Consider the following 23,485-nt stretch of genomic DNA (forward strand, 5'->3'; position numbering starts at 1 on the left):
ACGGTGAAACCATTGCCTCTGCAAGTGATGACAAGACGGTGAAGCTGTGGAATCGCAAGGGGCAACTCTTACAAACTCTCCAAGGTCATAGCAGTTCGGTTTTGGGCGTGGCATTTAGCCCCGACGGTGAAACCATTGCCTCTGCAAGTTATGACAAGACGGTGAAGCTGTGGAATCTCAATTTGGATGATTTAATGGTTAAGGGTTGTGCTTGGGTGCGCGATTATTTGCAAAACAACCCCAATGTGAATGAGAGGGATAAGCATCTATGTGATGATATTGGCACACGCAGGGAATGAAGAGAGCAGGGGGAGCAGGGGGAGCAGGGGGAGCAGGGGGAGGTCTTTTGATTCAGCTACATGGAGAGATTTCTGTAATGAGCAGCCCCAACTTAGAATAAAGTGATGGTGCGATGTCTACGATGGTCACTGGCTTGTCGTACCCCTTTGGGGAAGCAAGCTACGCGCAGCGTCTCGCAGAGAAGTGCGGGTTACGCCTACGCACTATCATTTGCTAGACGTAAGAGGATGTTTGAAAAGTTTTCTTCTCAGTAACAAAACATTCTAGATCCCCCTAAATCCCCCTTAAAAAGGGGGACTTTGATTCCGGGTTCCCCCCTTTTTAAGGGGGCTAGGGGGGATCAGTTAGTGCCTAAAATCACAGTCAACCACTTTTCAAACAACCTCTAAGGAAAAAGCAAAGCCTTATAACAAAAATCATGAGTTTGTTAATGAAAATCATGAGTTTGTTAATGAAAATCACGAGTTTGTTAATGAAAATCACGAGTTTGTTAATGAAAATCACGAGTTTGTTAATGAAAATCACAATTTTGTTAATGAAAATCACGATTTTGTTAATGAAAATCACGATTTTGGTGACGACAGCTTATATATTTACGTGCGATCACTTATATGATTTTATGATGATGGCGGTCATTGAATATCCTGTAGTAGCGATCGCTATTGTTGTAATCTGAGGAAGTGCGATCGTTATAGCTCTAATTTAAGAAGGTGCGATCGCTGTTACTGTAATCTGAGGAAGTGCGATCGCTATTGCTGTAATCTGAGGAAGTGCGATCGCTGTTGTTGTAATTTGAGGAAGTGCGATCGTTATAGCTGCAATAATCCACACCTACTTAAACAAGAAATCAGATCCCCGACTTTTTAGAAAAGTCGGGGATCTTTTTGTCGCCAACATTTTGTTATGTCGAGGATGCGATCGCTCCCGAATTAGTAGTAAATACCTGAATTCCTGGCACTGTCACATAATCACTATCATCAGTAATAATCTAGGTTTGATGACAATAATTTGTCACAACGACATCAAGGTGTCACCGATCGCAGATAATTAGTCACTGTACATGATTTGTGTCAAACTTGACTGTTGAGGAATACTTTAATCAAAGCCGATGATGGGATTTGAACCCACGGCCTGCTGATTACGAATCAGCTGCTCTACCACTGAGCCACATCGGCGTACACAATCTAAGAGTATAACACAATTTAATCATGGTAGATCAAAATCGCAAAAATCGCCTTAACCCTGAACAATACGCCAGCCTCAAAGCAGAAATAGCCGCTCCTTATCGGGGCTTAAGACAATTTATTTACATTGCTTTTGGTGCTTCTGGCTCTATTGGCGCATTCGTTTTTTTCTTCCAAGTGCTTGCCGGACGCGATGTTGAGAGCGCAATGCCTAGTTTAGCTCTCCAAGTAGGAATAGTTGCTCTAATGGTTTTCCTTTGGCGCTGGGAACAGCGTCGGCAACAACGCCCCCAATCAGGTAAAAATCCTAATTCCTGAAGAGAGAAATTTTAGCTAGTTAATTTTTGACTACTTGCTTTTGATATATCTTTATATTCTTCAAATTTATTAATGCTTTTATGAAGATTAAAATATCAAGAAAGAAAAAATAAAAAAATTATTAGGAAATCCTAAAAAGCAATAATTTCTGAGAAAATATAAATCATTGAAACGGGGTCAGCCAATATAAAGACCCTGACCATAAACCCAATAACATTCAAATGGGGTCAGTTATATTTAAAGACCCCAAATTTTATGTTTAAAAACTCCCAAATTTAACAAAACTCACATTAATTGGAAGCGCCAGACTAATAATTTGTTAATCTGGCGCTTTCAATTTGCTAACTAGGCATTTACTGGGCTGTTACTAAATAAGATGAAGGAATTGGTTGGGCACGTCCAGCATTGACAAGTGCTTGGTAAACAAAGGCAGCAACCTCAGCTCTAGTTGCCTGACGATTAGGATTGAGTTGCTTCACTGTGGGATAGTTAATTACTAATTGCCGTGCAGTTGCCGCAGCAACAGGAGCGATCGCATAATTAGGAATCTGGGCAGCATCGGTATAAAAAGAAAGAACGTTCTGATTATTCGCAGTTAAGCCCAAACCATTAGCTAAAGAGACTAGCACCTGCACTCTGGGAATTTGCTGCTGTGGTTTAAAAGTGCCATCAGGATAACCAGAAACAAATTGACTCTGGTAAGCAGATTGAATTGCAGCATAAGCCCAGAAATTTGTTGCTACATCTTTAAACTTAATACCTGTGCGTTTGACTGGTGGTGTTAAAGCTTTAGTGACAATAGTGGCAAATTGAGCGCGGGTTACAGGTTCATTGGGTTTAAAGCTGCCATCAGGAAAGCCAGCAATAATATTTTGAGAAGCTAAAGCTTCGATGTAGGTTTTTGCCCAGTAATTTGCTGGCACATCTTTAAAGGCAACAGGCCCACCAGGCGGTACATCAACAGCTGCGGCAACAAAATCTACTGAGCCAAAAATCTTTTTCTGATCGATATCGTTGCCAACTGCGACAATTTTACTGGTTTTAGTGGCGTTGTTTACGTCATAACGAGTGTTATTGCGGATAAGATTACCACCAGGATTTTCGTTGGTGCCAAGGTCAGGTAAAGCACTAACAGTTGCGACTACACCATCCCGCTTATTGTTTTGAATGACATTCTTACGCAATACGGGCTTCGCTGACTCTGAGATAAAAAGACCATCTTGGTTTTCGACGATTTGGTTTTCCACAATTAGGGGTGTGGAAGTACCACCGATCGCTAGACCAAAACCAGTATCTTGAAATAAGTTACCCCGAATTTCTCCTTGAGCAGCTTTAGCAATTGAAATCCCATTGCCTTTGTTTTGCACAAAGATGTTACTTTCAATTTTAGGATTGCCTGTACCCGTCACAAAAACACCCTCTCTAACACTGTTAGTAAAAGTACTGTTTTTGATAGTGGGATTAGTTGATTCCACCCATACAGCCGTACCCCGGCTATTTGGGTTGGTAACGGTGACACCGGTAATAGTGGTATCTTGTTCGGCAAGGATAGTAATGTCCTGTCTGGCAAAGGTACGACTAGTGTAGAAACCTCCACCTGTAATTAATATTGCCTGACCTTTACTAGCTTCATCACCCCGCAGTGTCACTCCTGGTTTAAGCAACAATGGGAAGGTTTCGCCACTTTCCTGGTTATAGTTTCCAGGTGCTAATTGAATAACTGCACCCGCTTGGGCTTGACTGAGAGCGAAACTGATGCTTTTGTAAGGTGCAGCTGAGGTTGTACCAGCACTAGCACTATCTACACCCGTTGCGGGATTAACATAAATTGCTGCGGCGGTTGTCGGAACTTGCGCTGTGAGAGTTGGGGCGATACCTTCTGGCTGAGTCGCACCAGCATTAACCGCACCTGGTAGTAATATTGAACCGCAGTAAACCGCAAGCATTGCCGTTAGTCCGGCTCCGCCGCGTAAAGTATATCTGAGATGACTGCTAGAAAGAAGGCGAAAATTTTTCGCTATAGAAATGTGAAAACCCCGATATTTCATTTTTTCCGTCTGTGATGTGCTGAATTACGGTATGTCGAACAAGGTTGAAACTAGCAGTCTTGTAGCTGCTGTCAAACCCATGCAAAACTATACTGGATGATTAGCACTGATTCAGCTAATTTCCTTAGATACATCACAGAACTTATACATTAGTTATATATTTTTGGTAATATTATTTTGGATCAAATTAGTCAAGTTATTTATACACCGTCTAGGAGAGCAGATCGGCAGGCTTTGCGATCTGCTTTGGTACTTTCTGCGAGTCAAGATGGGCAGGTGTCACTAATCGAAATTATTCAAAATTATCCCACTAATGAAGTAGAAGTTGATGGCAAACGCTTGGAGGGTGCATACCGTCAACTTCGTCGCTTGCAAACAAGCCTACAAGATTTACTCAATTTTTAGTAAGCTAAAGTTTCTAAAGTTTCCCTTAAATACCTTTGTACCTGCTGTTCCAAGCGAATTCCGTGTAATTGAGCATCACGTTCTAGTTGCCAGCGTTGAAAACCGGAACTAGTGGAGATCGCACATTTGAGGCTATACCAAATTTCAGTATCAGCAGAAAATTGGCGATCGCTAGAAGCTGGAATTTGAGCCATAGTTCCTCATTCCTTTGTTTTAACTTCAAGGTTAATTGGGCATTGGGTATAGGGCATTGGGCATCGGTATCCCGATTCTTCTCTGCCCCTCTGCTTCCCTACTGCTTTTTTTTAGCCTTTGAAAGTAAATAATATTACTTTCAAGGCTGTGATCAATCCGTATTAATCCTAAACAAGGATTGCAATAATCGGGGCACGATTTGATTAACCCGCACCCCTAAAATTGTGAAATCTTGCTTAATCTTTTCTAAAGATAAAGGTTCTATACCAGCGAATTCTGTCTCATTAATCACTAAAACTCGCATTACACTCACAGGTATTTGTAAAAATAGATTGCTGCCTAAAAAGGCTAATCCCGCAAGCACGAGTGCAAGGCTACGCCATTGTGGAAGGAATTTGGCTGAATCTGCTACTAATGGAGCAAATTGGTAAAGATGCCACAGCACCCAAATCGACAATACTGCTGCCACTAATGCCAAGATACGATTTAACTTTGTATTAATTAAACAGAGAATTTTTCGCTGCCGCTCAGTCAGATTTTCTGGCTTTAGGGCTATTCCTAAAAGAGCGAATATATAAAAAGGGCGACGTAACTGCATCCATAGCAGGGGGAGAATACCAATGGCGGCAACTAAAAATAGCTCCATCCAGACTGGCAAAAACGGCTCGCCTACAGACAAAAATATTAAGCAGAGTACTAAAAAAACAGGCAACGTCGCCAATCCAGCGACGTGAATCCACAAGATAGGTTCAGAGCGAAATGAATGCATATTATAAAAAGTTGTGAGTTAAGAGTTAGGAGTTAGGAATTAGCAGCCTTTAACTCCTAACTCCTAATTTATTACTCCTAACTTCTAACCATTTTACCCTCAACACTATCTAGTTAAGGTGAGAGTGCGGCGCTTCGTAACCATCTGATAGGATTCGATGATGTCACCTTCAACCCAATCATTGAATTTATCCATGCCGACACCACATTCGTAACCGGCGTTGACTTCACGGGCATCTTCTTTCATCCGTTTTAGGGAATCAAGAACGCCTTCAAAGATCACCTTACCGCCGCGTCGTACCCTGACTTTGCAGTTACGAACTAGCTTGCCAGATTGAACGTAGCAACCGGCAACAGCACCGCGACCGACTGGGAAGACGGCACGAACTTCGGTTTGACCCAAGGGTTCTTCCACCAACTCTGGTTCCAAAAGACCTTCCAAGGCATCTTGGATATCTTCTAGGAGTTTGTAGATGACGTTGTATTCCCGGACATCGACACCTGCTTCATCGGCGGCTTGTCTAGCGCCACTGGCAAAGGTGGTGTTGAAGCCAATGATTACAGCATTACTGGCAGCTGCTAAGTCGATGTCTGTCTCGGTGATTTCTCCAGCAGTAGCCAAGAGCATCCGAATTTGGACTTCGTTTTGCGGGATTTGCTTGAGCGCTCCCACAATGGCTTCTACGGAACCTTGTACGTCTCCTTTCAAGATCAAGTTGAGTTCTTTCAACTCGCCTTCTTGGGCTTGAGCCGACAGGGTTGTAAGGGTAACACGACCTTGTAACAGGCGGGATAGGCGTTGTCTGTCGGCGCGATCGCTAGCGAGGGCTCTGGCTTCTTTCTCGTTATGGAAGACTTCGAACTCGTCGCCTGCTGCTGGCACATCACTTAACCCCAATACCTCAACAGCAAAGGAAGGAGAAGCAATATCTACTCTCTTGCCTCTATCATCCACCATCGCTCTGACTTTACCGAAGGCCGAGCCAGCGACTAAGATATCTCCCACATGCAGGGTGCCATTCTGAATTAGCAGGGTAGCAACTGCTCCCTTGGCTTTATCCAGATGTGCTTCAATGACAGTTCCTTTGGCGGTACGATCTGGGTTAGCAGATAGTTCTCCAACTTCTGCTACCAAGAGAATCATTTCTAAGAGCGTATCTAGATTTTCACCTCTGATGGCGCTCACAGGAACCATGATTGTCTCACCACCCCAATCTTCTGCGGTCAGACCATACTGGGTCAGTTCTTGTTTCACCCGCTCTGGCTGTGCCCCTTCTTTATCAATCTTGTTGATTGCAACAACAATTGGCACTCCCGCAGCTTGAGCGTGGCTAATAGCTTCAATGGTTTGGGGACGGACACCATCATCAGCAGCCACTACTAACACGGCAATGTCTGTTACCCTAGCTCCTCTGGCCCGCATCGCTGTAAAGGCTTCGTGACCAGGGGTATCCAAGAAGACTATCTGCTGTGGTTTGCCCTCATGTACCACATCCACATGGTACGCACCAATGTGCTGAGTGATACCGCCAGCTTCGCCAGCAGCCACTTTGGTTTTGCGGATTGAGTCGAGCAGGGTTGTTTTACCGTGGTCTACGTGACCCATAATTGTCACGACAGGCGGACGGCGATGGAGATATTCTTGGTCTTCTGCACCGACCATTTCCGTAATTTTCCGAGCTTCTGCTTCTCGCTCGACGGTTTCGACTTCTATTTCTAGTTCTTTTCCTACCAGGGTAATTGTGGGAATATCCAGATTTTGGGTGATACTCACCGCCATGCCTTTGAGGAACAGGATTTTAACAATCTCTGTATCGGCAACGGCTAAAACGTCGGACAGTTCTTGTACAGTTAACGGCCCTGTGATCGTCACCTTTTCGGGGCGATCGCGCTTTGTATCGGCTTCTTGTTGGCGACGGTTATTGTGATGGTCGCGGTTGGAACCAGACTTAGACCCAGGTTTTCTACTTCCTCTAGCAGTTGGGGCGCTAGCAAGGCTTGCACCCGGCATCTGTACAGGTCGAGTCGCTTTGGGTTTAGGAGGACGAGCGATGGAGAGGCTGACTTGGACGGTTGCTGGTGAGTCGATATCGTCATCATCCAACAAATCTTCTTCAAATTCATCATCCAATATCGGCTTGATCCGCTTGCCTTTTACGCCAGCTTTAGCCTTCTCTTTAACTTCGTCGATTATTTCCTCTTCTACCCACTTCTTGCCGCCTTTGGTCGGGCGAGGTGGGCTTGGGCGTTTCAAGTCGAGGAGATCGGGTGGTGTAACTGGCTCATCACCCAGTCCTTGAGATTTGCCCGCTATTCCTGACATTTGTCTGGGTGGAGTAGCGATCGGCATTGCGGCGGCTACAGATTCACCAGGACGCGCTGGTCTGGGTCTTTGCCCCTCTCCTAGTTGTGATGGTGCAGATGGTCGATTGCCTCTCTGCTCTGGTCTGGTGGGTGCAGGGGTAGGTCTGGCCTGTCTTTGTGGCGCAGATTGTGGAGACTGGTCAGTTGGCAGTTTCGCAACTCTGGGTTTAATTTGCTCGCGATCGCCTTCAACGGGTTTTACCCGTTGGTCGCGTTTGAGAATCGGTTTATCTGCTTGAGATACCGGCTCATCTAACACTTGGGCTACTTCTGTTTGGGCTGCTTCTGCCGCCGGTCTTGCTGGAGGGGCAACTAATTGCGGTTTGATCGGTTTTTCCGATTTCGGTCTTGGTGGAACTACTTTTTCGGGTTTTTGGGATGCTACTTTTTCCGGTGCCTGACTTGGATTAGGTGTTTGTTCTAAGTCGGTGACAGGAGGTTGTTCTTGAGTCTCAGATTGAGTCCGGGGCACAGGTCGAGTTGGTGCCGCCGGCTTCATGGGTGAGGCTGGTGTAGCAAAAGGCCGTGGAGGTGAGGGAGGATTAGCTTCAGACAAGGCAGCTTGGGTATTGTTGGCAACTGACGCCTCTGGGGCGTTGGAGGTAGTATTTCTCAATATTTTGGGTTTGCGTATTTCCAAAATTTGCTGTTTGTGGGGTGCAGCAGGTCGGTTACGTCCGCCGTTTGGTGGTGAATTTGGCTTATGGCTGGTTGTACCTAGTTCCTTTTTGGCTGAAACATTCGTAGCTGCGAGCTTTTCGGCAGCCGTGCGGATGTTTTCTGCCTCCGATTCTGAAATCGTGCTGCTATGACTTTTGACCGCGATACTGAGCTGGTCGCAAATTGCTAGTAGCTCTTTGTTATCCAAATTCAATTCCTTTGATAATTCATAGATTCTAACTTTGCCGTTGGTCATCCACTCTTCCCCTTTAATTTACAGTTTTAGCGGATGGTTGCCTGGTTTGCGACATCTCCATCCTTGGATTACTGTTTTTAGACCGCCGTTTAATTTTTGCCGGTGCCTCCAATCAGGAAAGAGAGATGTTTCGGTTTAATAATGGCATCCCCACCAGGAATGATGGTTGAGGGATACCCATAAAAATTTCTTAAATAAAAGATTTTTATAGGAATCCTTGACGCCGAACTGCGCCTGAGCGCTACCAGGTTGCCATTTTGTAGTTTCTTGTTTTGTTGATTCTGAATCTTCCACAACACAATCGATTACATCTTAATTCTGGGAATGTTGCCTCGCCCCCCTTAAATTATTGGAGAGTCGAATGCCTTTTACACCCATTTACTATTTTGGCACTAACCTTAATGATCAACAGAGGGTGTGATGAAAGCACGACTTCGGCTTTGGCACAATTCCTCTAGTGATGATGTCACAAAGTTGTTCCAATTAAATTTGGTTTTGGGTATTGCTGCTGGCTAGACGTTGCGACAAGCTTTGGTACAGTGTTTCTGGCACTGATGCATGTAGCGATCGCCCTAGTCGATTTTTTTTTTGAGCTGCTTGTAAGCAACTCGTTTGCGGACAAATATAGGCAGAACGCCCCATGCCCTGATCTAATTGTACCTTTCCCGATGGAAAGACGCGGACAATCCGCCAAAACTCATCTTTTGAGCCTACTTTCCGGCAACTAATACAGCGCCGATAATTTGGTTTCATCAGTTTTCTGCGATCTCAGTCCAGCATTCTGGGTGTAAAAATAAGTTTTTTATTACTATTTTTTACTTATACCAAGGTGTCTTTCAGGAAATAATCCTTAAGACTCGGACTACAATCAACATTATCAAAACTTTACAAGGTTAATCAATTATTCGTCATCGTTATTGTCAAAACTATCCTCCTCTTCTAATTCGTCCTGATTTTCATCTTCTAATTCTTCGTCGAATTCCAGCTCATCTTCCTCTGTCTGATATTTTGCTCTGACGGCGGTAAATTTCTCATCCTCTCCGGCATAGTCGTATTTAGCTTTGTCTTTGATGTCTATTTTCCAACCAGTCAGGCGGGCTGCCAAACGGACGTTTTGTCCTTCTTTCCCAATAGCTAAACTTAGTTGATCTTCAGCCACAAGTACGTGAGTTTGCCGGGATTCTGGGTCCATGAGGCGCACTTCATCCACCCGTGCTGGACTTAAAGCATTAGCGATGTACGTTGCTGGGTCTGGCGACCAGCGAATTACATCTATTTTTTCACCACGTAATTCGTTGACTACCACTTGAATTCGCGATCCCCTGGCTCCGATACAAGCACCAACTGGGTCTACATCGCGATCGAGGGTGTCTACTGCTATTTTAGTCCGGGGACCAACATAACGGGAAGGGGGGTTTGCCTCCCTTGCTACGGCAACAATCCGTACCACTTCATCTTCGATTTCTGGGACTTCGTTGGCAAACAGATAAACCACTAAACCTGCATCAGCACGAGACACCAGCAACTGTGGCCCTCGTTGCTGACCTTGGGAGACTTTTTTCAGATATACCTTGAAGGTGGCATTTGCCCGATAATTATCGTTAGGTAACTGTTCCCGCTTTGGTAATTCGGCTTCTACTTCTGGTTGACCAAAGCCACTGCTAACTGCCAAAACCACAGATTGCCGCTCAAACCGCAGGACTCTGGCTTGCAAAACAGTTCCTTCTAAATCTTGGAACTCTTCTTGCACCATCTGGCGCTGTTGATCCCGTAATTTTTGCGCCAATACTTGCTTGGTTTGCATTGCCGCCATCCGACCAAATTCTCCTTGGTCGGGTGTCACATCTAGTACAACAGAGTCCCCTAACTGCGCTTCGGGAGCTACTTGTTGAACTTCGTCTAGAGAAATCTGATGGTCTGTGTTATTTACTTCTTCAACGATGGTTTTGGTGGAAAGAACGCGAAATCCCTCTCCGTCAATATCGAGTTCTACTTCAAAATTTTCAAAATAATCTTCGTCAAACTGTTTTCGCTCTAAATTTTGGGCACGACGATAACGTTCGTAGCCTTTGAGTAGTGCTTCTCTAATAGCTGATTGAACTGCAAGACGGGGTAAATTCCGCTCACGACTTATACTTTCAATTAATTCTTTTAATCCAGGTAAAGTAACCATTGACATAAGCAATCTCCTTTAAAAATCAGGGAGTGGGGCCGAAAACTACGCATTAAATAGAACCAGGGATTAGAGAATAGCTTTACACTAGTCCCTAATCTCTAGCCCTTAGTCCCTAAACTCTAGGCCCGAAACTCTAGCCTTGAGCGAATGGCACTCTAGTCTGTAATTCCTAAGCCCTAGCCCTTTGTTTATCGGCGCTCGTCTAGCTGCACCTTAGTAATTAGGGAACGGGGAATTTCGACTACACGACCTTTTTGGTTTAAGTAAAGTGTTGTCTCATCCCGGCGAATCAACTGACCAATCCACTCTTGTTGTCCGTCGTGGGGAAGCGTTGTGGAAATAATGACAGGAAATCCTTTAAAGGAAATAAACTCCCTGTCCGTTACCAGTTGCCGCGAAATACCAGGACTAGACACTTCCAAGACGTATGTATCTGGAACGATTTCCGCAGCATCTAAGGAGGCTTCTAAAGCACGGCTCATCCTCTCACAATCATTCAATCCGGTGTCTTGCTGAGGATTGCGAATGTCTACCCGCAACACTGGTGGACTTTGGTGAGTGTGAAAGACCACACCAACCACTTCCAATCCCAGTTCTTCTGCTACTGGTGTCGCCAAATCAATAATTTGTGGAACTAAAGGATGAGCCATGAGAGAATTCAATAAAAAAAGTGGGCACTGACCCACTTCCTGCGATAGGTATATCTTCCAAGAAGTCTTGTGACGAATCAATGATGGTTCGCCCTCATTCGAGTTTAGCGCATTTAATGGATAGTCGAGTATAGGGGATGGGGCATTGGGAATTGGGAATTGGGAATTGGTTATTTCTCCTTGTCCCTTTGCCCGCTAGCCCGGATTTCTCACGCATAGTGTAGGCAGAGGGAGAAGAGGAGTGTGGGGAGTGTGGGGGGGTAAGATTTCTTCCCACACCTCCCACACCTCCCACACCTCCCACACCCCTTGGATTTCTCACAAGTGAGAAATCCAGGCTAGCTTCTCTACCCTTCGCGTATTTTTGGCAGAGTGGTGCTTTTTTCAACGACTGTAGGAACTGATGCTTGTGTGCGTAGCTGCCTAGTTTGCTCGATAATTTGGTCTATGTCTTCTTGGGATAAACGCTGGACGTAGTTGATTTTGATTTCCTCTAAGAAGTCAAAAAGTAAACTCTGAATTTCGGAAAGCACGTGTTTTTCCTTCATTTCAGATCCCAAAGCTTCGCTAAACCTTTCTACGAGTTGACTGGTGAGTTTTGCGCCAATAGGGTCTTCAACAGCGCTAACCAAAGTTTTGTAAAGATTAGTTGTGATTTGCGTCGCCAGTTGTTCGCTTAACTGGGTTTGAGCTTTTCCCACACCAGGGAGATTCTGGAGGTTTCGGTAGACGGGGATTTGATGGATGACGGTTTCGATGTTGTGGTGCAAAATGGCAACGATCGCAGGTTGAATATCAGGTAAGACTTGGTAAACAATTGTTTTTACCAAAAGACCTGCGATCGCTTCTACTTCATTCACATTATTAATATCTATGTAGGGACGTAAATTTTCTTTTTGTGAGAGCCAATGCGTTAACTCACCCCGCTGAATTGAACCCTGAACCTGGTTAATTACCCTTACTACTACTACTTCTGTGAGTTCTTCAGCAAAATTAGCGACAATCCCCTGATGAATTTGCTTTCGCACTGGCTGGAGATCAAATAAATGCGCTTGATCAAGGCGGACTAATACAGGTAAGATTCGCAACCAACGCCAAAATGGTAGGAGTAAAAATACGTCATACCAACGCCACAATAGTGCTTCAAACCAGCTTAAACCAAGATGTCGGCGTTTGATTAAGAAGGTACGTCCCAGCAATTCTACGCCAAATAAAATCACGAAGGGTAAGTCAATAATCCAAAAATTATCCACAAATTCACCACTTTCACCGATTTGGCGGTAGTAGTTAGTGGCAATTAAAGGGCGGATGCTCTCATTAAAAAAATTAATTTCTTTAATCCAGCCATTTTGCAAGAGGTAAGGCTGACTCCAAAAAGTGGCAAAGGACTGTTTCGCAGATTCGTTACCGATGTGCGATCGCATCCGCTTTTTGATTTTTTCCAAAGTCCCACTTTTATTAACTCCAGCAAAGGGGTTACTGTCAATCATCTCGTTGCTAAGACGCTTTATTTGCTCTAGCCTGCTTTTTACCTCAGAAGACTCTAATCCTGTTTGGCTGACTTGTTCTTCTAATGCGTCTACTGTTTCTAGATAACTTTTTGTGTCTCGGTGGGGTTCAATACCTTTTATTGGGTCATAAATTTGAATAACTTGCGGAAGTTTCCGTAAGTAAAAATCTCGCCAAGGTACGTAACTTAAATTAAACAAAACTAAACCTAAATTTACAGTGGCAGTAATTGCCATAAATCTTTCAAACCAAAGATTCGTCTGCTTAGAAGATTTTATATCTTTCTTTTTTTGTTGCATATTATACATTTTTTGGATATTTGGAATATCAGCTCTTCCATCTATTAATTTTCGTTTCTTTCCAACCAAGTACAGCAATTTGCAGTTGAGTAGACCTCAGTATAAATGTTATGTATATGTATTTATGTCAACTTCAGGTTAAAAAATGCTTAGAGACAAAGGACTTAAGTTGACACCGATCCACATAAATGAATCAATATCGCAATCGAGTGTTCAAAGCGTGTATTCGCTTCAAATGATAACCTCTGCATCTCTGCCAATACAAGATACGTCTTTTGATGGATGACATGAATTATCTTTTACACATCTTGTTAACTTTGGCAAAAATTATTCATAAATTATTCAAAAATCATTAAAAAATTGCGAAAAAAGTTATTAAACAAACTTAAAATGCAGCTGTTAACATTTATAATCCTGCTGATTTAATCCAAAGGAGTTTTAAATATGTGGTGTGGTTTTGGAAAATCAAGCGCAACTTTTGCTGTTACTTGCCTGATAAGCGCTAGTGTGGTAATTGCAGACACAGGTTTCGCAGCACCTCAACGTAGCTATACGCCCCAGCAATTCCGTTCTGTGTTGCGAGGTCTAGGCTATAACGTCAAGGTAACAAATGGTGCTTTGACAGATGAGGAAACCAAAAAGGCAATTCGGGAATTTCAGACAGGTTATAAGCTAAAACCAGTTGATGGGATAGCAGGGCCAAAAACCCAAGATTTTGCTGCTAACATTGTTCAAATTCTGCACACAAATTTGAATGCAGTAGTCAAGCCTAATCCTCCCCTACCGCGCGATCATTTTTACGGTTCCCGCACGGAAGAAGTAGTGAAGGAGTATCAAAAGAAATATCAGTTGCAAGAAACTGGAATTGCTAATTTAGCACTCCGCCAAAAGCTGAATGAAGAAGCAAAAACTGTCTTGACTCAGCCAACAACAAAACCAACAACAAAACCAACAACAAAACCAACAGCTAAACCAACAGCTAAACCAACAGCTAAACCAACAGCTACGCCAACGGCTAAACCAACACCTACGCCAACACCAGCAGCTACACCGGCAGCTACACCAACGGCTACACCGACAGCTACACCAACGGCTACACCAACGGCTACACCCACACCTACGCCAACATCTACACCCTAGTCGCCAAAAAACCCCTACCCAAAGACCCTCAAGTCATCTGATTTGGTTCTTCTAAGGGTCTACCCTTGGGTATAGGTAGAATTGAACGGCCGTCATTGTAAGGCATAGGAATATACTGCACGCTGGGTCGCCCTCCTTGGGCCTGCGGGTACAAGTCCATGAGATCATAAATAGAATGGGGCAGTCCGACAGTTACGGGCAGCCCCATTTCTGTTGCTTCTTCAATAGTTATGGGATAGTCGTGGGTGACGCGCCCGGTTGTCAAGGCTTCGATAATCGATTCGATATTTTCTGGTAGAACTTTTTGTTTGGGTATACTGTCTTTAAGCAAAGTTCTTACAAACCTCTGTACCTGCTGTATTGCTTTGCGTGAGAGGTCGGCCATAATTAAAGTTTGATCGTCAATCTCACTGATGGGTTTATCTTCAATTACTTTTAGGATACTTGCTGCGGGGTAATTACCCAATTGGGGATCAACTGGCCCCAAAACAGCGTTAGCATCCATAATAATTTCATCAGAGGCCAAGGCAAGCATTGTACCGCCACTCATGGCATAGTGCGGGACAAAGACTGTGACTTTTGCCTGGTGGCGAATTAATGCTCTGGCAATTTGTTCTGTTGCCAAAACCAAACCGCCAGGAGTGTGCAAAATTAAGTCAATTGGCACATCTGGGGGTGTGAGGCGAATAGCTCGTAAGATTTGTTCTGAGTCTTCGATAGTAATGTAGCGAGATATGGGAATTCCCAGAAAGCTAATAGACTCTTGGCGGTGAATCAACAAAATTACCCGACTTTTGCGTTCTTGTTGAAATTCTTGTAAAGCACGCAAGCGGCGATATTCTATTTGACGTTTTTGCCAAAGGGGTTGCAAAGAAGTTAAAAGGAGAAAAATCCAGAATAAATCACCAATACCAAAGCCCATAAAGATTAATTTTTGTTCAAAAATAACGGTTGTCGTCATTATTGTCACAATTTTTGGGCGATCGCAGTTCTATCGTAAGACTAGAAGATGTCGAGGGGGATAAGGTAGATGAGGAAGATTTTGCTCTCCGTTCCCCTACTTCTTCATCTCCCCCGTCGCCAAATCTTGATAGTATCGTCATCACTACCGCTCACTAGGGTTTGGCCATCAGGACTGAAAGCGACACATCGAACATAGCTGGAATGTCCTGTAAGTGTGCTAATTTCTCTACCACTGTGTAAATGCCACAGTTTGATAGTGTTGTCCCAACTGCCACTAGCGAGAAATTGCCTATCCTGGCTAAAAGCAACTGACCAAACTGAATCAGAATGACCACTGAGAGTGCGAATTTCTTTGCCTGTGTTGACGTGCCACAATTTAATTGTGTTGTCACCACTGCCACTAGCAATCATTTCTGCATCGTGGCTGAAGGCGATACAGTTGATGAAAAAGGAATGACCTGTAAGTGTGTAGATGTTTCTCCCCGTGTATACTTGCCACAGTTTGACCGTGTAGTCATTGCTGCCACTAGCGACAAGTTGTCTATCCTGGCTATTCGTCGTTGTAGCTGTTCTCGGAGAATAAGCGATTGACGAAACTGAGTCAGAATGACCTGTGAGAGTTTGAATTTCTATACCAGTATTTACTTGCCATAGTTTAATTGTGCAGTCAGCACTACCACTAACAAGAAACTTGCCATCTGGACTAAAAGCAACAGAATTCACCCAGTTAGTATGACCAGTGAGAGTGCGAATTTCTTTTCCGGTGTTTACATCCCACAATTTGATCGTATTATCCCAACTACCGCTAGCCAACATTCCCCAGTTCAAATCTGTGCTTCCGGTAGATTTGCCTGACTCTCCTTGATAAGAAAGCTTTGCTGAGATTGGGCTAAAGGCAACGGAATGAACCATACTAGAATGACCAGAAGACCAACGACCCATTTGACGCACTAGTTTGCCAGTACTCAGTTGCCAAAGTTTAATAGTATGGTCATTACTACCACTAGCAATCAATTGCCCATCTGGACTAATAGCGATCGCATGAACCATACTAGAATGACCTCTGAGGGTCTGTACGCATTGCCAGTTTTGCTGGTCTAATACAACAGGTGGAGGTAATTTTACTCTGGGCGTTATCACTAAGGTAGATGTTGCTGGTGCTATCTTTTTCTCGTTTTCAGAACCCAATAAATCCAACCACTCCTGCACAGATTGGGGACGATAAGTTGACTCCAAATCCATGCCGCACATAATAGCTTGATTTACCCTGTTGCTGATGTTGGGATTAAAATATTGTGGTGGTTCTAAATTAATATTGTGCCGTCTATCATCTGCACTTGTCGGTATCACTGCGGTAAGCAAATTATACAGAGTAGCAGCTAAAGCATAGATGTCAATGTATTCTCCTCGTGGCGCTTCTGATTCATACTGCTCAGGTGGGGCAAAACCAGGAGTGCGATACACTGTATGTCTTTGAATTACATTAGGAATAAATTCTCTAGCGATGCCAAAGTCTATCAGCACTGCTTCAGATTTATCAATGCGGATCATAATGTTGCGTGGTTTGAGATCCCGATGCAGCAATCCTTTAGAATGAATTAGTGTCAAAGCGTCGCCAATTTGTCTGATGTACAGCAGCGCTTCTGCTTCTGATAGCACCCCAACCCTTCTTAGGTACTGTCCTAAGTCTTCGCCTTCGATGTATTCCATCACCATGCAGGGCAAATTCCCATCATCGAAGATGGTTTCTATTTCTACTATATGGGGATGGTGACACACAGCCAGCCTAACTGCTTCATCACGGAAGTCTTGCCGTAACTTGTTTCGGTGGAGTATCCAGGCGGGGTGGTTCAGGATTTCTTCTTTAAGGGTTTTAATCACTCGCAGTTGATTCCGTTGATTTCTGGCAAGATAAGTAATGCCAATTCCGCCTTCACCTAGTTGGCTTTCGATAATGTAGCGTCCCCCGAATAAAGACTTTCCTGCATTCCACACCATTAGTAATATTTGACAATTGCTGGTATTTATTTTGGCACGGTATCAAAACAGCCAACCCGAATTTTTGGGAATTCCATTTGAATCGCTGTTGTAGATTTTTGGAAGTTAGTTACTTAGAGAACATTTTCATTAACCTCGATAATTACTAATAGTATAAATTTGTGTATACCCTAATAGCTTTAGCGAAACTTTGCCTTTAGATCAAAGTATGAGAGTTGATTCCTCATGTTAGAGTAAACGATGACTTTCGCTATATTTGTTCATAATAATTTGACTTGTAGGTAATCTGTAATTATGCTAAAGAATCTGAATCTGAAACAAAAGTTTACAATTCTGCTACTGGTAATTCTGACATTCGGTTTGAGCTTGAGTGGATTTGCTCTTTCTTCTTTGCTTAGGGAGAATGCTAAACAAGATATTAGCTCTACCGGTCTCATCCTCATTCAAACAATGAGTTCTGTTCGTAAATACACCAGTACTCAAGTGAATCCAGAGCTAGTTGATAAATTGGCTACCGAGTTTTTGCCGCAAACCGTACCTGGATACTCAGCACGGGAGGTATTTGAGATTTTACGGAAAACAACAGAATATCGTGATTTCTTTTATAAAGAAGCAACTCTCAATCCCACAAATCTGCGGGATAAGGCTGACGGTTTTGAGACGGAAATTGTAGAAAGGTTCAGAAATAAATCAGACCTTAAAGAAGTGAGTGGATTTCGCTCAATTTCTAGTGGTGATATCTTTTATATTGCTCGTCCCTTAAAAGTTTCTGAAGAAAGCTGTCTGAAGTGTCATAGCGTACCAGAGGCTGCCCCTCAAAGTATGATTACTCTTTATGGCACAGCTAATGGATTTGGGTGGAAGCTGAATGAGATTGTCGGCGCTCAAATTATATCAGTACCTGCAAAGAATGTAATCAGTAAAGCAAATCAGTCTTCTTTACTCATTATCTTAATTGTATCAACTATATTTATAGCGACTATCCTGTTAGTTAACTTGTTCTTGAATCGACAGGTTGTTGTTCCTCTGAAACGCATGACTCGCATAGCGGAAGAAGTTAGTACAGGACACATGGAAGTTGAATTTGAGCAGATGTCTAATGATGAAATCGGTAATTTAGCTAGAGCCTTTAAACGGATGCAGTTAAGTTTAGAGATGGCAATGAAAAGAATCAAACGCACTCAGGGGGGCACGGGGGATTAAAATAATTAGTAATGACGTTCTCTCTTCAAGATGCTGGGCGTACCTTGGCTTCTCTGTGAGAGTAAGCGCTACAACGTAATTAAGTTTTATAGCCAATATGGTTCAGTTAAGGAAATTGTAGGTTAAGGTTTTTATTGCTAACTGAACCGTATTGTTTTACAACCAAGATTTACATCTCTTCAGAAACGTAAACTTATTAGAAATAGTTGAATAATTGTAACTTATTTCTAAATTTATCTAGGACTCATATTTGATTTTGAAAAAATCTAGTATATCTAAAATAGGCTTTTTGACTATTACCTTGATACGCAAATAATCATGGCTACGCTATGCTGCGCCAACAGAAATAAAATCGGATTGCCAAAGTATTCTAGATATCTATGAAAATAAGCTTTTTTTGAATTCAAAAGCTGCTTGAAAGTTAGGAATTTGGTTGGCTATAAGTTCAACAAATTGGTCAGGTGAAATGTAAGGATTCTCATCTAATATTTCTTCTATAATCAAATTTGCCATTGGCCCGATGCGGTAGGCTAATTCTTGTTGACAATGTTTAATAAATCCTGGTTGGAGTGAAGGTTGTTGTTGTTCAATTTGCTCAGTTTGTGCATTAGCAGGTAAACTAGGTGAATTAAAAAATGTTTCTCCAGGTTGGTTGTATGACTGCGATATTGCCGACATCGCCTGAAATTCAGGATTAAATACTGTAGCCGGCAAATCATCAAGTATGATTGGAGGAGATATCTCTACTTCTGGTTCTCCAATCCGCTCTAAATCTTTGATAACTTCCCTGGCTGTTTGGTATCGCTTGTTGGGTCTATCTGCCAACATACAATCAAGTACTTGAGCAAACTCATCACTAACGTAAGTATAATAACGCCAGTTCCATTCAAGTGAGTACTGATCCATTAGTAAAGATGGATCTCTACCTGTGAGTAGTACAATAGCTGTTACTCCCAAGGCGTAAAGGTCACTAGAAGCCGAGCATAAACCTAAGCTAATCTGTTCGCGGGGAGCATACCCCACTTTGCCTACAAGGGACATTTTGCCAACAAATGTTACTTGGTGGTTAGAACTTCTCCCCTCATTCATGTCAGCAATTTGCTTCCCAACACCAAAATCAATCAGCACTGGCAGATCCTTGCCATCAGGTAACATGATGTTATCTGGAGAAATATCTCGATGGATGATGTTGTGCTGATGGACATATTCCAAAACAGGTAGTAAATTTTTTAGCCACTGGATAACTTCGTCTTCAGAAAAGTTTCTTCCTTGACGTTGAAGTTCTCCCAGCAGTCTAGAATATGTTTTGCCGTCAACATACTCTTGTACTAGGAATAACCGACCATCTCCTTCAAAGCAAGCTAAAAACTTGGGGATTTGAGGATGTTGCAATTGATGAAGGATTTTTGCTTCTCTTTTAAATAGGTTGCGATATTGTTCCAGTCCACTTTCCCCTGTGCCAATGGGTGCAAACTCCTTGAGGACACAAGCTTCATTAAACCGCCGAGTGTCAAATGCCAAGTAAGTTCGCCCCAATCCTCCCTGTCCCAGAAGTTTTTGGATAATATAGCGGTTATCAATTAGAGTTCCAGCAGCTATTTCTGGTCTTGTCATAGGCGACTGTGACATTTCATCGCACTCCTCGCGATTTTATTGTTGATAAATTATCTAGTTTGCTGAAAGTCAGAAACTCTAGCAGATAAGGGCTGATAACATCCTTAAAATTGAGGTTAGCACCACTATCAACACAAGGAAATACACTTTTCTACAATCTTTTAATGGTCTTGTGTAATCAAATAGACGATTTTTACATAGGTGACTTGATTATACTACTTATACTTACGTATTTTAGCAGATGGGATATAACCAGTGTCTGCGGTAATATCTGCGAATGTTCAGGTTATCATCTTTTGGAGTTGTAGTTGAACCACATCTCATTCCTACCAACTCAATTAGGACTGAGTTTTGGAACAGTGAGGATATAGCGTGACATCATAATTTTTGAGAAAAAACTGAAGTTGCTATAGACTTCTCCAAAGAAAATATTATATGTATTTCAAGTGCTGAATATGCGATCGCTCTCAAAAATTAATCTTTATGGGAGCCAGTCTTGTTATTTGATAGCTACTTCGGCATTGGCTATCAAAGTTTCCAGTATAAGTAATTCCTCAAAAGCAGAAAATTATCCTCCGTATAAAAAAATACTCTTTAAGCCACAGTAATTCATCTAGTTCATTAGGATTTACGACTAACTGACGCAAACGTTCTGCTAATTGTTCCACTTTTCGTTTAGTTTGGGCAGCTTCAAGTTCTGCAATGATAGCTCGTTCAGTTGCAGCTGACGTGAAAGACCTTTTATCCGTGGATAAAATCGCTTCAAGTTCTGCAATGATAGCTCGTTCAGTTGCAGCAGCAGCTTCCTTTGTGGGTACAGGAATTAATTCTCCTGTCAAAGTGAACCACCTTAACCACAACCTTTCAATATCTTGAAATGAACCTTGCCATAAGCCTAAACTTAACTTGCCATAAGCCTAAACTTAAATTTATCTCTGGTATTAGTAGGTATCCATTAGTCAAATTCATCGGTTCATAGTGACCGCCGACTAAGTTAAAAGCCCGAAGTTCATTAGTGTAGCGACTAAAAACAATATAATAGTAGGAAATCCGCAAAATTTGCTCATAAACTTCCCATTTACTAGGAGGTTTATCTGTTGCACTTTCTCTTCTTGTGCCTTTTTGACGCTGTTATTCTACAATTAACTGCGATCGCCAAATTTTGATATTTCCGCTATCATCTCCCGCAGCCAGCCAATTTCCATTGGGGGTAAAGGCGACAGATAAAACTTTGTCAAAATGAGTCAGGCTGTGAATTTCTTTACCTGTTGATATTTCCCACAGTTTGATAGTCTTGTCCCCACTACCACTAGCCAAGGTTTGCCCATCGCTACTGATGGCGACGGATTTAACCCAAGAAGAATGACCATTCAGGGTGCGAATTTCTCTTCCTGTTTGCAGATTCCACAGTTTGATAGTGTAGTCCTCACTACCACTAGCCAAGGTTTGCCCATCGCTACTGATGGCGACGGAATTAACCCAAGAAGAATGACCATTCAGGGTGCGAATTTCTCTTCCTGTTTGCAGATTCCACAGTTTGATAGTCTTGTCCCCACTACCACTAGCCAAGGTTTGCCCATCGCTACTGATGGCGACGGAATAAACCCAAGAAGAATGACCATTCAGGGTGCGGATAAGCTGACCTGTAGCTGATGAAAACAAGTGAATCACGTCACCTGTCACACTTGCTAAAATATCTCCCTTGAAGCTGAGGGCTATTTTCTCAGAAATACCTGGGATGATGTGGACGCATTCCCAAGATGGGCGTGTATTGGAACGAGATATTACTGGTTGTGTTGGCGGTATGGGACTTGCACCCAACAAATCCAACCACTCCTCCACAGACTGGGGACGAAACTTGTAATTTAACGCCATCCCCTTCATAATTGCCTCATTCACCCTGTCGCTAACACTGCCATTCAACTCCTTGGGTGCTTGTAGCGTAAAATTTTGCAGTCTAGCTGGTGCTGGCATAGGCAATTGTCCAGTCACTAAAGAATATAATGTAGCTGCGAAGGCGTAAACATCAATATATTCTCCCCGTTGTTCAATGGGTGCATATTGTTCTGGTGGGGCATAACCAGGGGTATGATTCTCTGTATGCTTTAAAACTCCACCAGAAATAAATTGTCTAGCAAGACCAAAGTCAATTAGCACCGCTTCTGGTTTACCCGCCCGCATCATAATATTACTCGGCTTCAAATCCCGATGCAGCAAGCCTTTCTCATGAACTAATATCAAAGCTTCGCCAATTTGCCTAATATATAGTAGTGCTTCTGCTTCTGGTAACGCCCCTTTTTCGGTTATCAGCTTCCCCAAATCTTCGCCTTCGATGTACTCCATCGCCATACATGGCAAATTACCTTCATCAAAGACATTTTCTACCTGGACAACATGAGGATGGCGACATAAAGTCAGTCGCAAAGCTTCATCTCGAAAGTCATGCCGTAATTTATCTTGATGTGGTATCCATCTGGGATCGTTGAGGATTTGTTCTCTGAGGGTTTTGATGACTCGCAACTCACCGCGTCGATTTTTAGCGAGATAGGTAATCCCAACTCCACCTTCGCCTAATTTTCTCTCGATAATGTAGCGACTACCAAATAACTCCTGCCCTGGATTCCACACCATTGGTCAAAACCGTAGTTTTACTGATATTTTATTTTGACATACGCAAAACTCAGTTTTTGGCAAAGGATATTTGAGGCAATTTTGATGCAGCCTACAATAAGCAGTGTATTCAATCGTAATCAACAATTAGGCGATCGCATTTTTAGACTAAATGGGGCGACGCCGAATAGCCCTTCGTAGACATCGCTTTTGCTCGACAGTTCGGGGAGCGTGATTAGCAAAAGCGAGAATAATTCATCAGTTGAGGCTAATAGCTATGCCTCTTCTGATGCAGCTACAGACTGTACACCTGTTTGGGATGATGTTTGTTGAATCAATCTTATCAATAGGCGCAGCCCTTCATTAACTGCCCCAGAATCTGGAAAAATTGCTGCTACATCGGGATCTAACTGGACAGTTAGGCTGGATCGTTTGCGCCCTTGACCCCGCGCTATAACTGGGAGTTGAGTAAAGTCGTATTCAGGACGTAAGTCATCATCCATTTCAAAGGTCTGACTCATAAGCTTTGCGTTCCTTACGGGTAGCTGGACGGGCACTAATTAAGCGCGTGGTGCCTGCACGGTCAGTATAAGCGACAACTAGTAATCGCCCTTTGGCTGATTCTCCCATAATAATGAAACGTTGCTCTTGAAGGGAGTGTTCTGGATCGGCAAAGGTTAAAAACAGCGGATCGTCAAACACAGAAGTAGCTTCATCAAAAGAAACATTATGCTTGGCAAGGTTGCTTCTGGCTTTTTCTTCGTCCCAATCAAATACCATATTCCTAATTTGCAACGACTTCTTTTCCCAAGCTTAAACTTTAAG

At 43.0% G+C, this 23,485-nt stretch carries 20 protein-coding genes, 1 tRNA gene and 2 pseudogenes; 6 read left to right on the forward strand and 17 right to left on the reverse strand.

The genetic code is table 11. The features are described from left to right. Positions 1–299 (forward strand): WD40 repeat domain-containing protein (locus tag V7K69_RS10400; protein ID WP_335033941.1); only part of this gene is annotated, 299 nt, incomplete at its 5' end. 515 nt (positions 300–814) lie between these two features. Next, positions 815–976 carry a hypothetical protein gene (locus tag V7K69_RS10405; protein WP_335033943.1) on the forward strand — a complete coding sequence of 54 codons (162 nt, stop codon included), beginning with the start codon at positions 815–817 and terminating at the stop codon, positions 974–976. Positions 977–1,002: 26 nt separating this feature from the next. Here V7K69_RS10405 and V7K69_RS10410 read toward each other — a convergent pair whose 3' ends face one another. Then, positions 1,003–1,131: a hypothetical protein gene (locus V7K69_RS10410; RefSeq protein ID WP_335033945.1), complete on the reverse strand. Its 129-nt coding sequence runs from the start codon at positions 1,129–1,131 to the stop codon at positions 1,003–1,005. A gap of 272 nt (positions 1,132–1,403) precedes the next feature. Next, a tRNA-Thr gene (locus V7K69_RS10415) sits at positions 1,404–1,475 on the reverse strand. Positions 1,476–1,508: 33 nt separating this feature from the next. Here V7K69_RS10415 and V7K69_RS10420 point away from each other — a divergent pair. After that, entirely contained in the window at positions 1,509–1,802 is a 294-nt protein-coding gene (locus V7K69_RS10420; RefSeq protein ID WP_335033947.1) for a DUF3493 domain-containing protein, read from the forward strand. A gap of 353 nt (positions 1,803–2,155) precedes the next feature. Here the strand turns inward: V7K69_RS10420 and V7K69_RS10425 are convergent, their stop codons facing one another. Continuing rightward, positions 2,156–3,850: a DUF1565 domain-containing protein gene (locus tag V7K69_RS10425; protein WP_335033949.1), complete on the reverse strand. Its 1,695-nt coding sequence runs from the start codon at positions 3,848–3,850 to the stop codon at positions 2,156–2,158. A 165-nt stretch (positions 3,851–4,015) separates the two neighbouring features. Between V7K69_RS10425 and V7K69_RS10430 the strand changes: the two are divergent. After that, a pseudogene (locus tag V7K69_RS10430) lies at positions 4,016–4,255 on the forward strand (alpha/beta hydrolase); the annotation flags it as partial. Here the strand turns inward: V7K69_RS10430 and V7K69_RS10435 are convergent. From V7K69_RS10435 to V7K69_RS10465, 7 genes are all read right to left on the reverse strand, one after another. Next, positions 4,252–4,449 (reverse strand): hypothetical protein, encoded by a 198-nt coding sequence (locus V7K69_RS10435; RefSeq protein ID WP_012412012.1) that lies wholly within the window; start codon positions 4,447–4,449, stop codon positions 4,252–4,254. The pseudogene V7K69_RS10430 and the gene V7K69_RS10435 sit on opposite strands and share 4 nt — an antisense overlap. A gap of 152 nt (positions 4,450–4,601) precedes the next feature. Continuing rightward, positions 4,602–5,219, reverse strand: coding sequence for a low-complexity tail membrane protein (locus tag V7K69_RS10440; RefSeq protein ID WP_335033951.1), 618 nt, complete (start codon positions 5,217–5,219; stop codon positions 4,602–4,604). A gap of 105 nt (positions 5,220–5,324) precedes the next feature. Further along, on the reverse strand, positions 5,325–8,498 hold the full coding sequence (infB, locus tag V7K69_RS10445; RefSeq protein WP_335033953.1) for a translation initiation factor IF-2: 3,174 nt from the start codon (positions 8,496–8,498) through the stop codon (positions 5,325–5,327). Between the two features lie 483 nt (positions 8,499–8,981). Next, the gene (locus tag V7K69_RS10450; RefSeq protein ID WP_114081474.1) at positions 8,982–9,251 is read right to left on the reverse strand and encodes a YlxR family protein; all 270 of its coding nucleotides are present in this window, start codon (positions 9,249–9,251) and stop codon (positions 8,982–8,984) included. Positions 9,252–9,399: 148 nt separating this feature from the next. Then, positions 9,400–10,677 carry a transcription termination factor NusA gene (gene nusA / locus V7K69_RS10455; RefSeq protein ID WP_175586877.1) on the reverse strand — a complete coding sequence of 426 codons (1,278 nt, stop codon included), beginning with the start codon at positions 10,675–10,677 and terminating at the stop codon, positions 9,400–9,402. A gap of 185 nt (positions 10,678–10,862) precedes the next feature. Continuing rightward, positions 10,863–11,324, reverse strand: a complete 462-nt coding sequence (gene rimP, locus V7K69_RS10460; protein ID WP_335033956.1) for a ribosome maturation factor RimP — start codon at positions 11,322–11,324, stop codon at positions 10,863–10,865. A gap of 347 nt (positions 11,325–11,671) precedes the next feature. Then, positions 11,672–13,141, reverse strand: coding sequence for a hypothetical protein (locus V7K69_RS10465; RefSeq protein WP_335033958.1), 1,470 nt, complete (start codon positions 13,139–13,141; stop codon positions 11,672–11,674). Between the two features lie 435 nt (positions 13,142–13,576). Here V7K69_RS10465 and V7K69_RS10470 point away from each other — a divergent pair, with 435 nt between their 5' ends. Further along, on the forward strand, positions 13,577–14,272 hold the full coding sequence (locus V7K69_RS10470; RefSeq protein ID WP_335033960.1) for a peptidoglycan-binding domain-containing protein: 696 nt from the start codon (positions 13,577–13,579) through the stop codon (positions 14,270–14,272). Positions 14,273–14,300: 28 nt separating this feature from the next. Here the strand turns inward: V7K69_RS10470 and V7K69_RS10475 are convergent, their stop codons facing one another. Together V7K69_RS10475 and V7K69_RS10480 are read right to left on the reverse strand one after the other, a co-directional pair. After that, positions 14,301–15,194: an SDH family Clp fold serine proteinase gene (locus V7K69_RS10475; RefSeq protein WP_335034100.1), complete on the reverse strand. Its 894-nt coding sequence runs from the start codon at positions 15,192–15,194 to the stop codon at positions 14,301–14,303. A 143-nt stretch (positions 15,195–15,337) separates the two neighbouring features. Continuing rightward, positions 15,338–17,233: a serine/threonine-protein kinase gene (locus tag V7K69_RS10480; RefSeq protein ID WP_335033962.1), complete on the reverse strand. Its 1,896-nt coding sequence runs from the start codon at positions 17,231–17,233 to the stop codon at positions 15,338–15,340. 294 nt (positions 17,234–17,527) lie between these two features. Here V7K69_RS10480 and V7K69_RS10485 point away from each other — a divergent pair, with 294 nt between their 5' ends. Further along, a complete protein-coding gene (locus tag V7K69_RS10485) occupies positions 17,528–18,436 on the forward strand; it encodes a Tll0287-like domain-containing protein (protein WP_335033964.1) in 909 nt (302 codons plus the stop codon). A gap of 378 nt (positions 18,437–18,814) precedes the next feature. Here V7K69_RS10485 and V7K69_RS10490 read toward each other — a convergent pair whose 3' ends face one another. From V7K69_RS10490 to V7K69_RS10510, 5 genes and pseudogenes are all read right to left on the reverse strand, one after another. Further along, positions 18,815–20,065: a serine/threonine-protein kinase gene (locus V7K69_RS10490; protein ID WP_335033966.1), complete on the reverse strand. Its 1,251-nt coding sequence runs from the start codon at positions 20,063–20,065 to the stop codon at positions 18,815–18,817. Between the two features lie 539 nt (positions 20,066–20,604). Continuing rightward, positions 20,605–21,157 (reverse strand): annotated as a pseudogene (locus tag V7K69_RS10495) (hypothetical protein); the annotation flags it as partial. 24 nt (positions 21,158–21,181) lie between these two features. Beyond that, positions 21,182–22,681 carry a serine/threonine-protein kinase gene (locus V7K69_RS10500; protein WP_335033968.1) on the reverse strand — a complete coding sequence of 500 codons (1,500 nt, stop codon included), beginning with the start codon at positions 22,679–22,681 and terminating at the stop codon, positions 21,182–21,184. A 254-nt stretch (positions 22,682–22,935) separates the two neighbouring features. After that, positions 22,936–23,181 (reverse strand): hypothetical protein, encoded by a 246-nt coding sequence (locus tag V7K69_RS10505; protein WP_335033970.1) that lies wholly within the window; start codon positions 23,179–23,181, stop codon positions 22,936–22,938. Continuing rightward, positions 23,165–23,440 carry a BrnT family toxin gene (locus tag V7K69_RS10510; protein ID WP_099102209.1) on the reverse strand — a complete coding sequence of 92 codons (276 nt, stop codon included), beginning with the start codon at positions 23,438–23,440 and terminating at the stop codon, positions 23,165–23,167. The genes V7K69_RS10505 and V7K69_RS10510 overlap by 17 nt, the downstream gene beginning before the upstream one ends. Positions 23,441–23,485 lie beyond the last annotated feature (45 nt).

The sequence above is a fragment of the Nostoc sp. genome (assembly GCF_036917775.1).
GTDB lineage: Bacteria > Cyanobacteriota > Cyanobacteriia > Cyanobacteriales > Nostocaceae > Nostoc.

What these genes read in the sequence shown, in the direction of transcription:
- V7K69_RS10405 (WP_335033943.1), top strand. Translation starts at nt 815, where the DNA reads ATGAAAATCACAATTTTGTTAATGAAAATCACGATTTTGTTAATGAAA.
- V7K69_RS10420 (WP_335033947.1), top strand. Translation starts at nt 1,509, where the DNA reads ATGGTAGATCAAAATCGCAAAAATCGCCTTAACCCTGAACAATACGCC.
- V7K69_RS10425 (WP_335033949.1), bottom strand. Translation starts at nt 3,850, where the DNA reads ATGAAATATCGGGGTTTTCACATTTCTATAGCGAAAAATTTTCGCCTT.
- V7K69_RS10435 (WP_012412012.1), bottom strand. Translation starts at nt 4,449, where the DNA reads ATGGCTCAAATTCCAGCTTCTAGCGATCGCCAATTTTCTGCTGATACT.
- V7K69_RS10440 (WP_335033951.1), bottom strand. Translation starts at nt 5,219, where the DNA reads ATGCATTCATTTCGCTCTGAACCTATCTTGTGGATTCACGTCGCTGGA.
- infB (WP_335033953.1), bottom strand. Translation starts at nt 8,498, where the DNA reads ATGACCAACGGCAAAGTTAGAATCTATGAATTATCAAAGGAATTGAAT.
- V7K69_RS10450 (WP_114081474.1), bottom strand. Translation starts at nt 9,251, where the DNA reads ATGAAACCAAATTATCGGCGCTGTATTAGTTGCCGGAAAGTAGGCTCA.
- nusA (WP_175586877.1), bottom strand. Translation starts at nt 10,677, where the DNA reads ATGTCAATGGTTACTTTACCTGGATTAAAAGAATTAATTGAAAGTATA.
- rimP (WP_335033956.1), bottom strand. Translation starts at nt 11,324, where the DNA reads ATGGCTCATCCTTTAGTTCCACAAATTATTGATTTGGCGACACCAGTA.
- V7K69_RS10465 (WP_335033958.1), bottom strand. Translation starts at nt 13,141, where the DNA reads ATGTATAATATGCAACAAAAAAAGAAAGATATAAAATCTTCTAAGCAG.
- V7K69_RS10470 (WP_335033960.1), top strand. Translation starts at nt 13,577, where the DNA reads ATGTGGTGTGGTTTTGGAAAATCAAGCGCAACTTTTGCTGTTACTTGC.
- V7K69_RS10475 (WP_335034100.1), bottom strand. Translation starts at nt 15,194, where the DNA reads ATGGGCTTTGGTATTGGTGATTTATTCTGGATTTTTCTCCTTTTAACT.
- V7K69_RS10480 (WP_335033962.1), bottom strand. Translation starts at nt 17,233, where the DNA reads ATGGTGTGGAATGCAGGAAAGTCTTTATTCGGGGGACGCTACATTATC.
- V7K69_RS10485 (WP_335033964.1), top strand. Translation starts at nt 17,528, where the DNA reads ATGCTAAAGAATCTGAATCTGAAACAAAAGTTTACAATTCTGCTACTG.
- V7K69_RS10490 (WP_335033966.1), bottom strand. Translation starts at nt 20,065, where the DNA reads ATGTCACAGTCGCCTATGACAAGACCAGAAATAGCTGCTGGAACTCTA.
- V7K69_RS10500 (WP_335033968.1), bottom strand. Translation starts at nt 22,681, where the DNA reads ATGGTGTGGAATCCAGGGCAGGAGTTATTTGGTAGTCGCTACATTATC.
- V7K69_RS10505 (WP_335033970.1), bottom strand. Translation starts at nt 23,181, where the DNA reads ATGAGTCAGACCTTTGAAATGGATGATGACTTACGTCCTGAATACGAC.
- V7K69_RS10510 (WP_099102209.1), bottom strand. Translation starts at nt 23,440, where the DNA reads ATGGTATTTGATTGGGACGAAGAAAAAGCCAGAAGCAACCTTGCCAAG.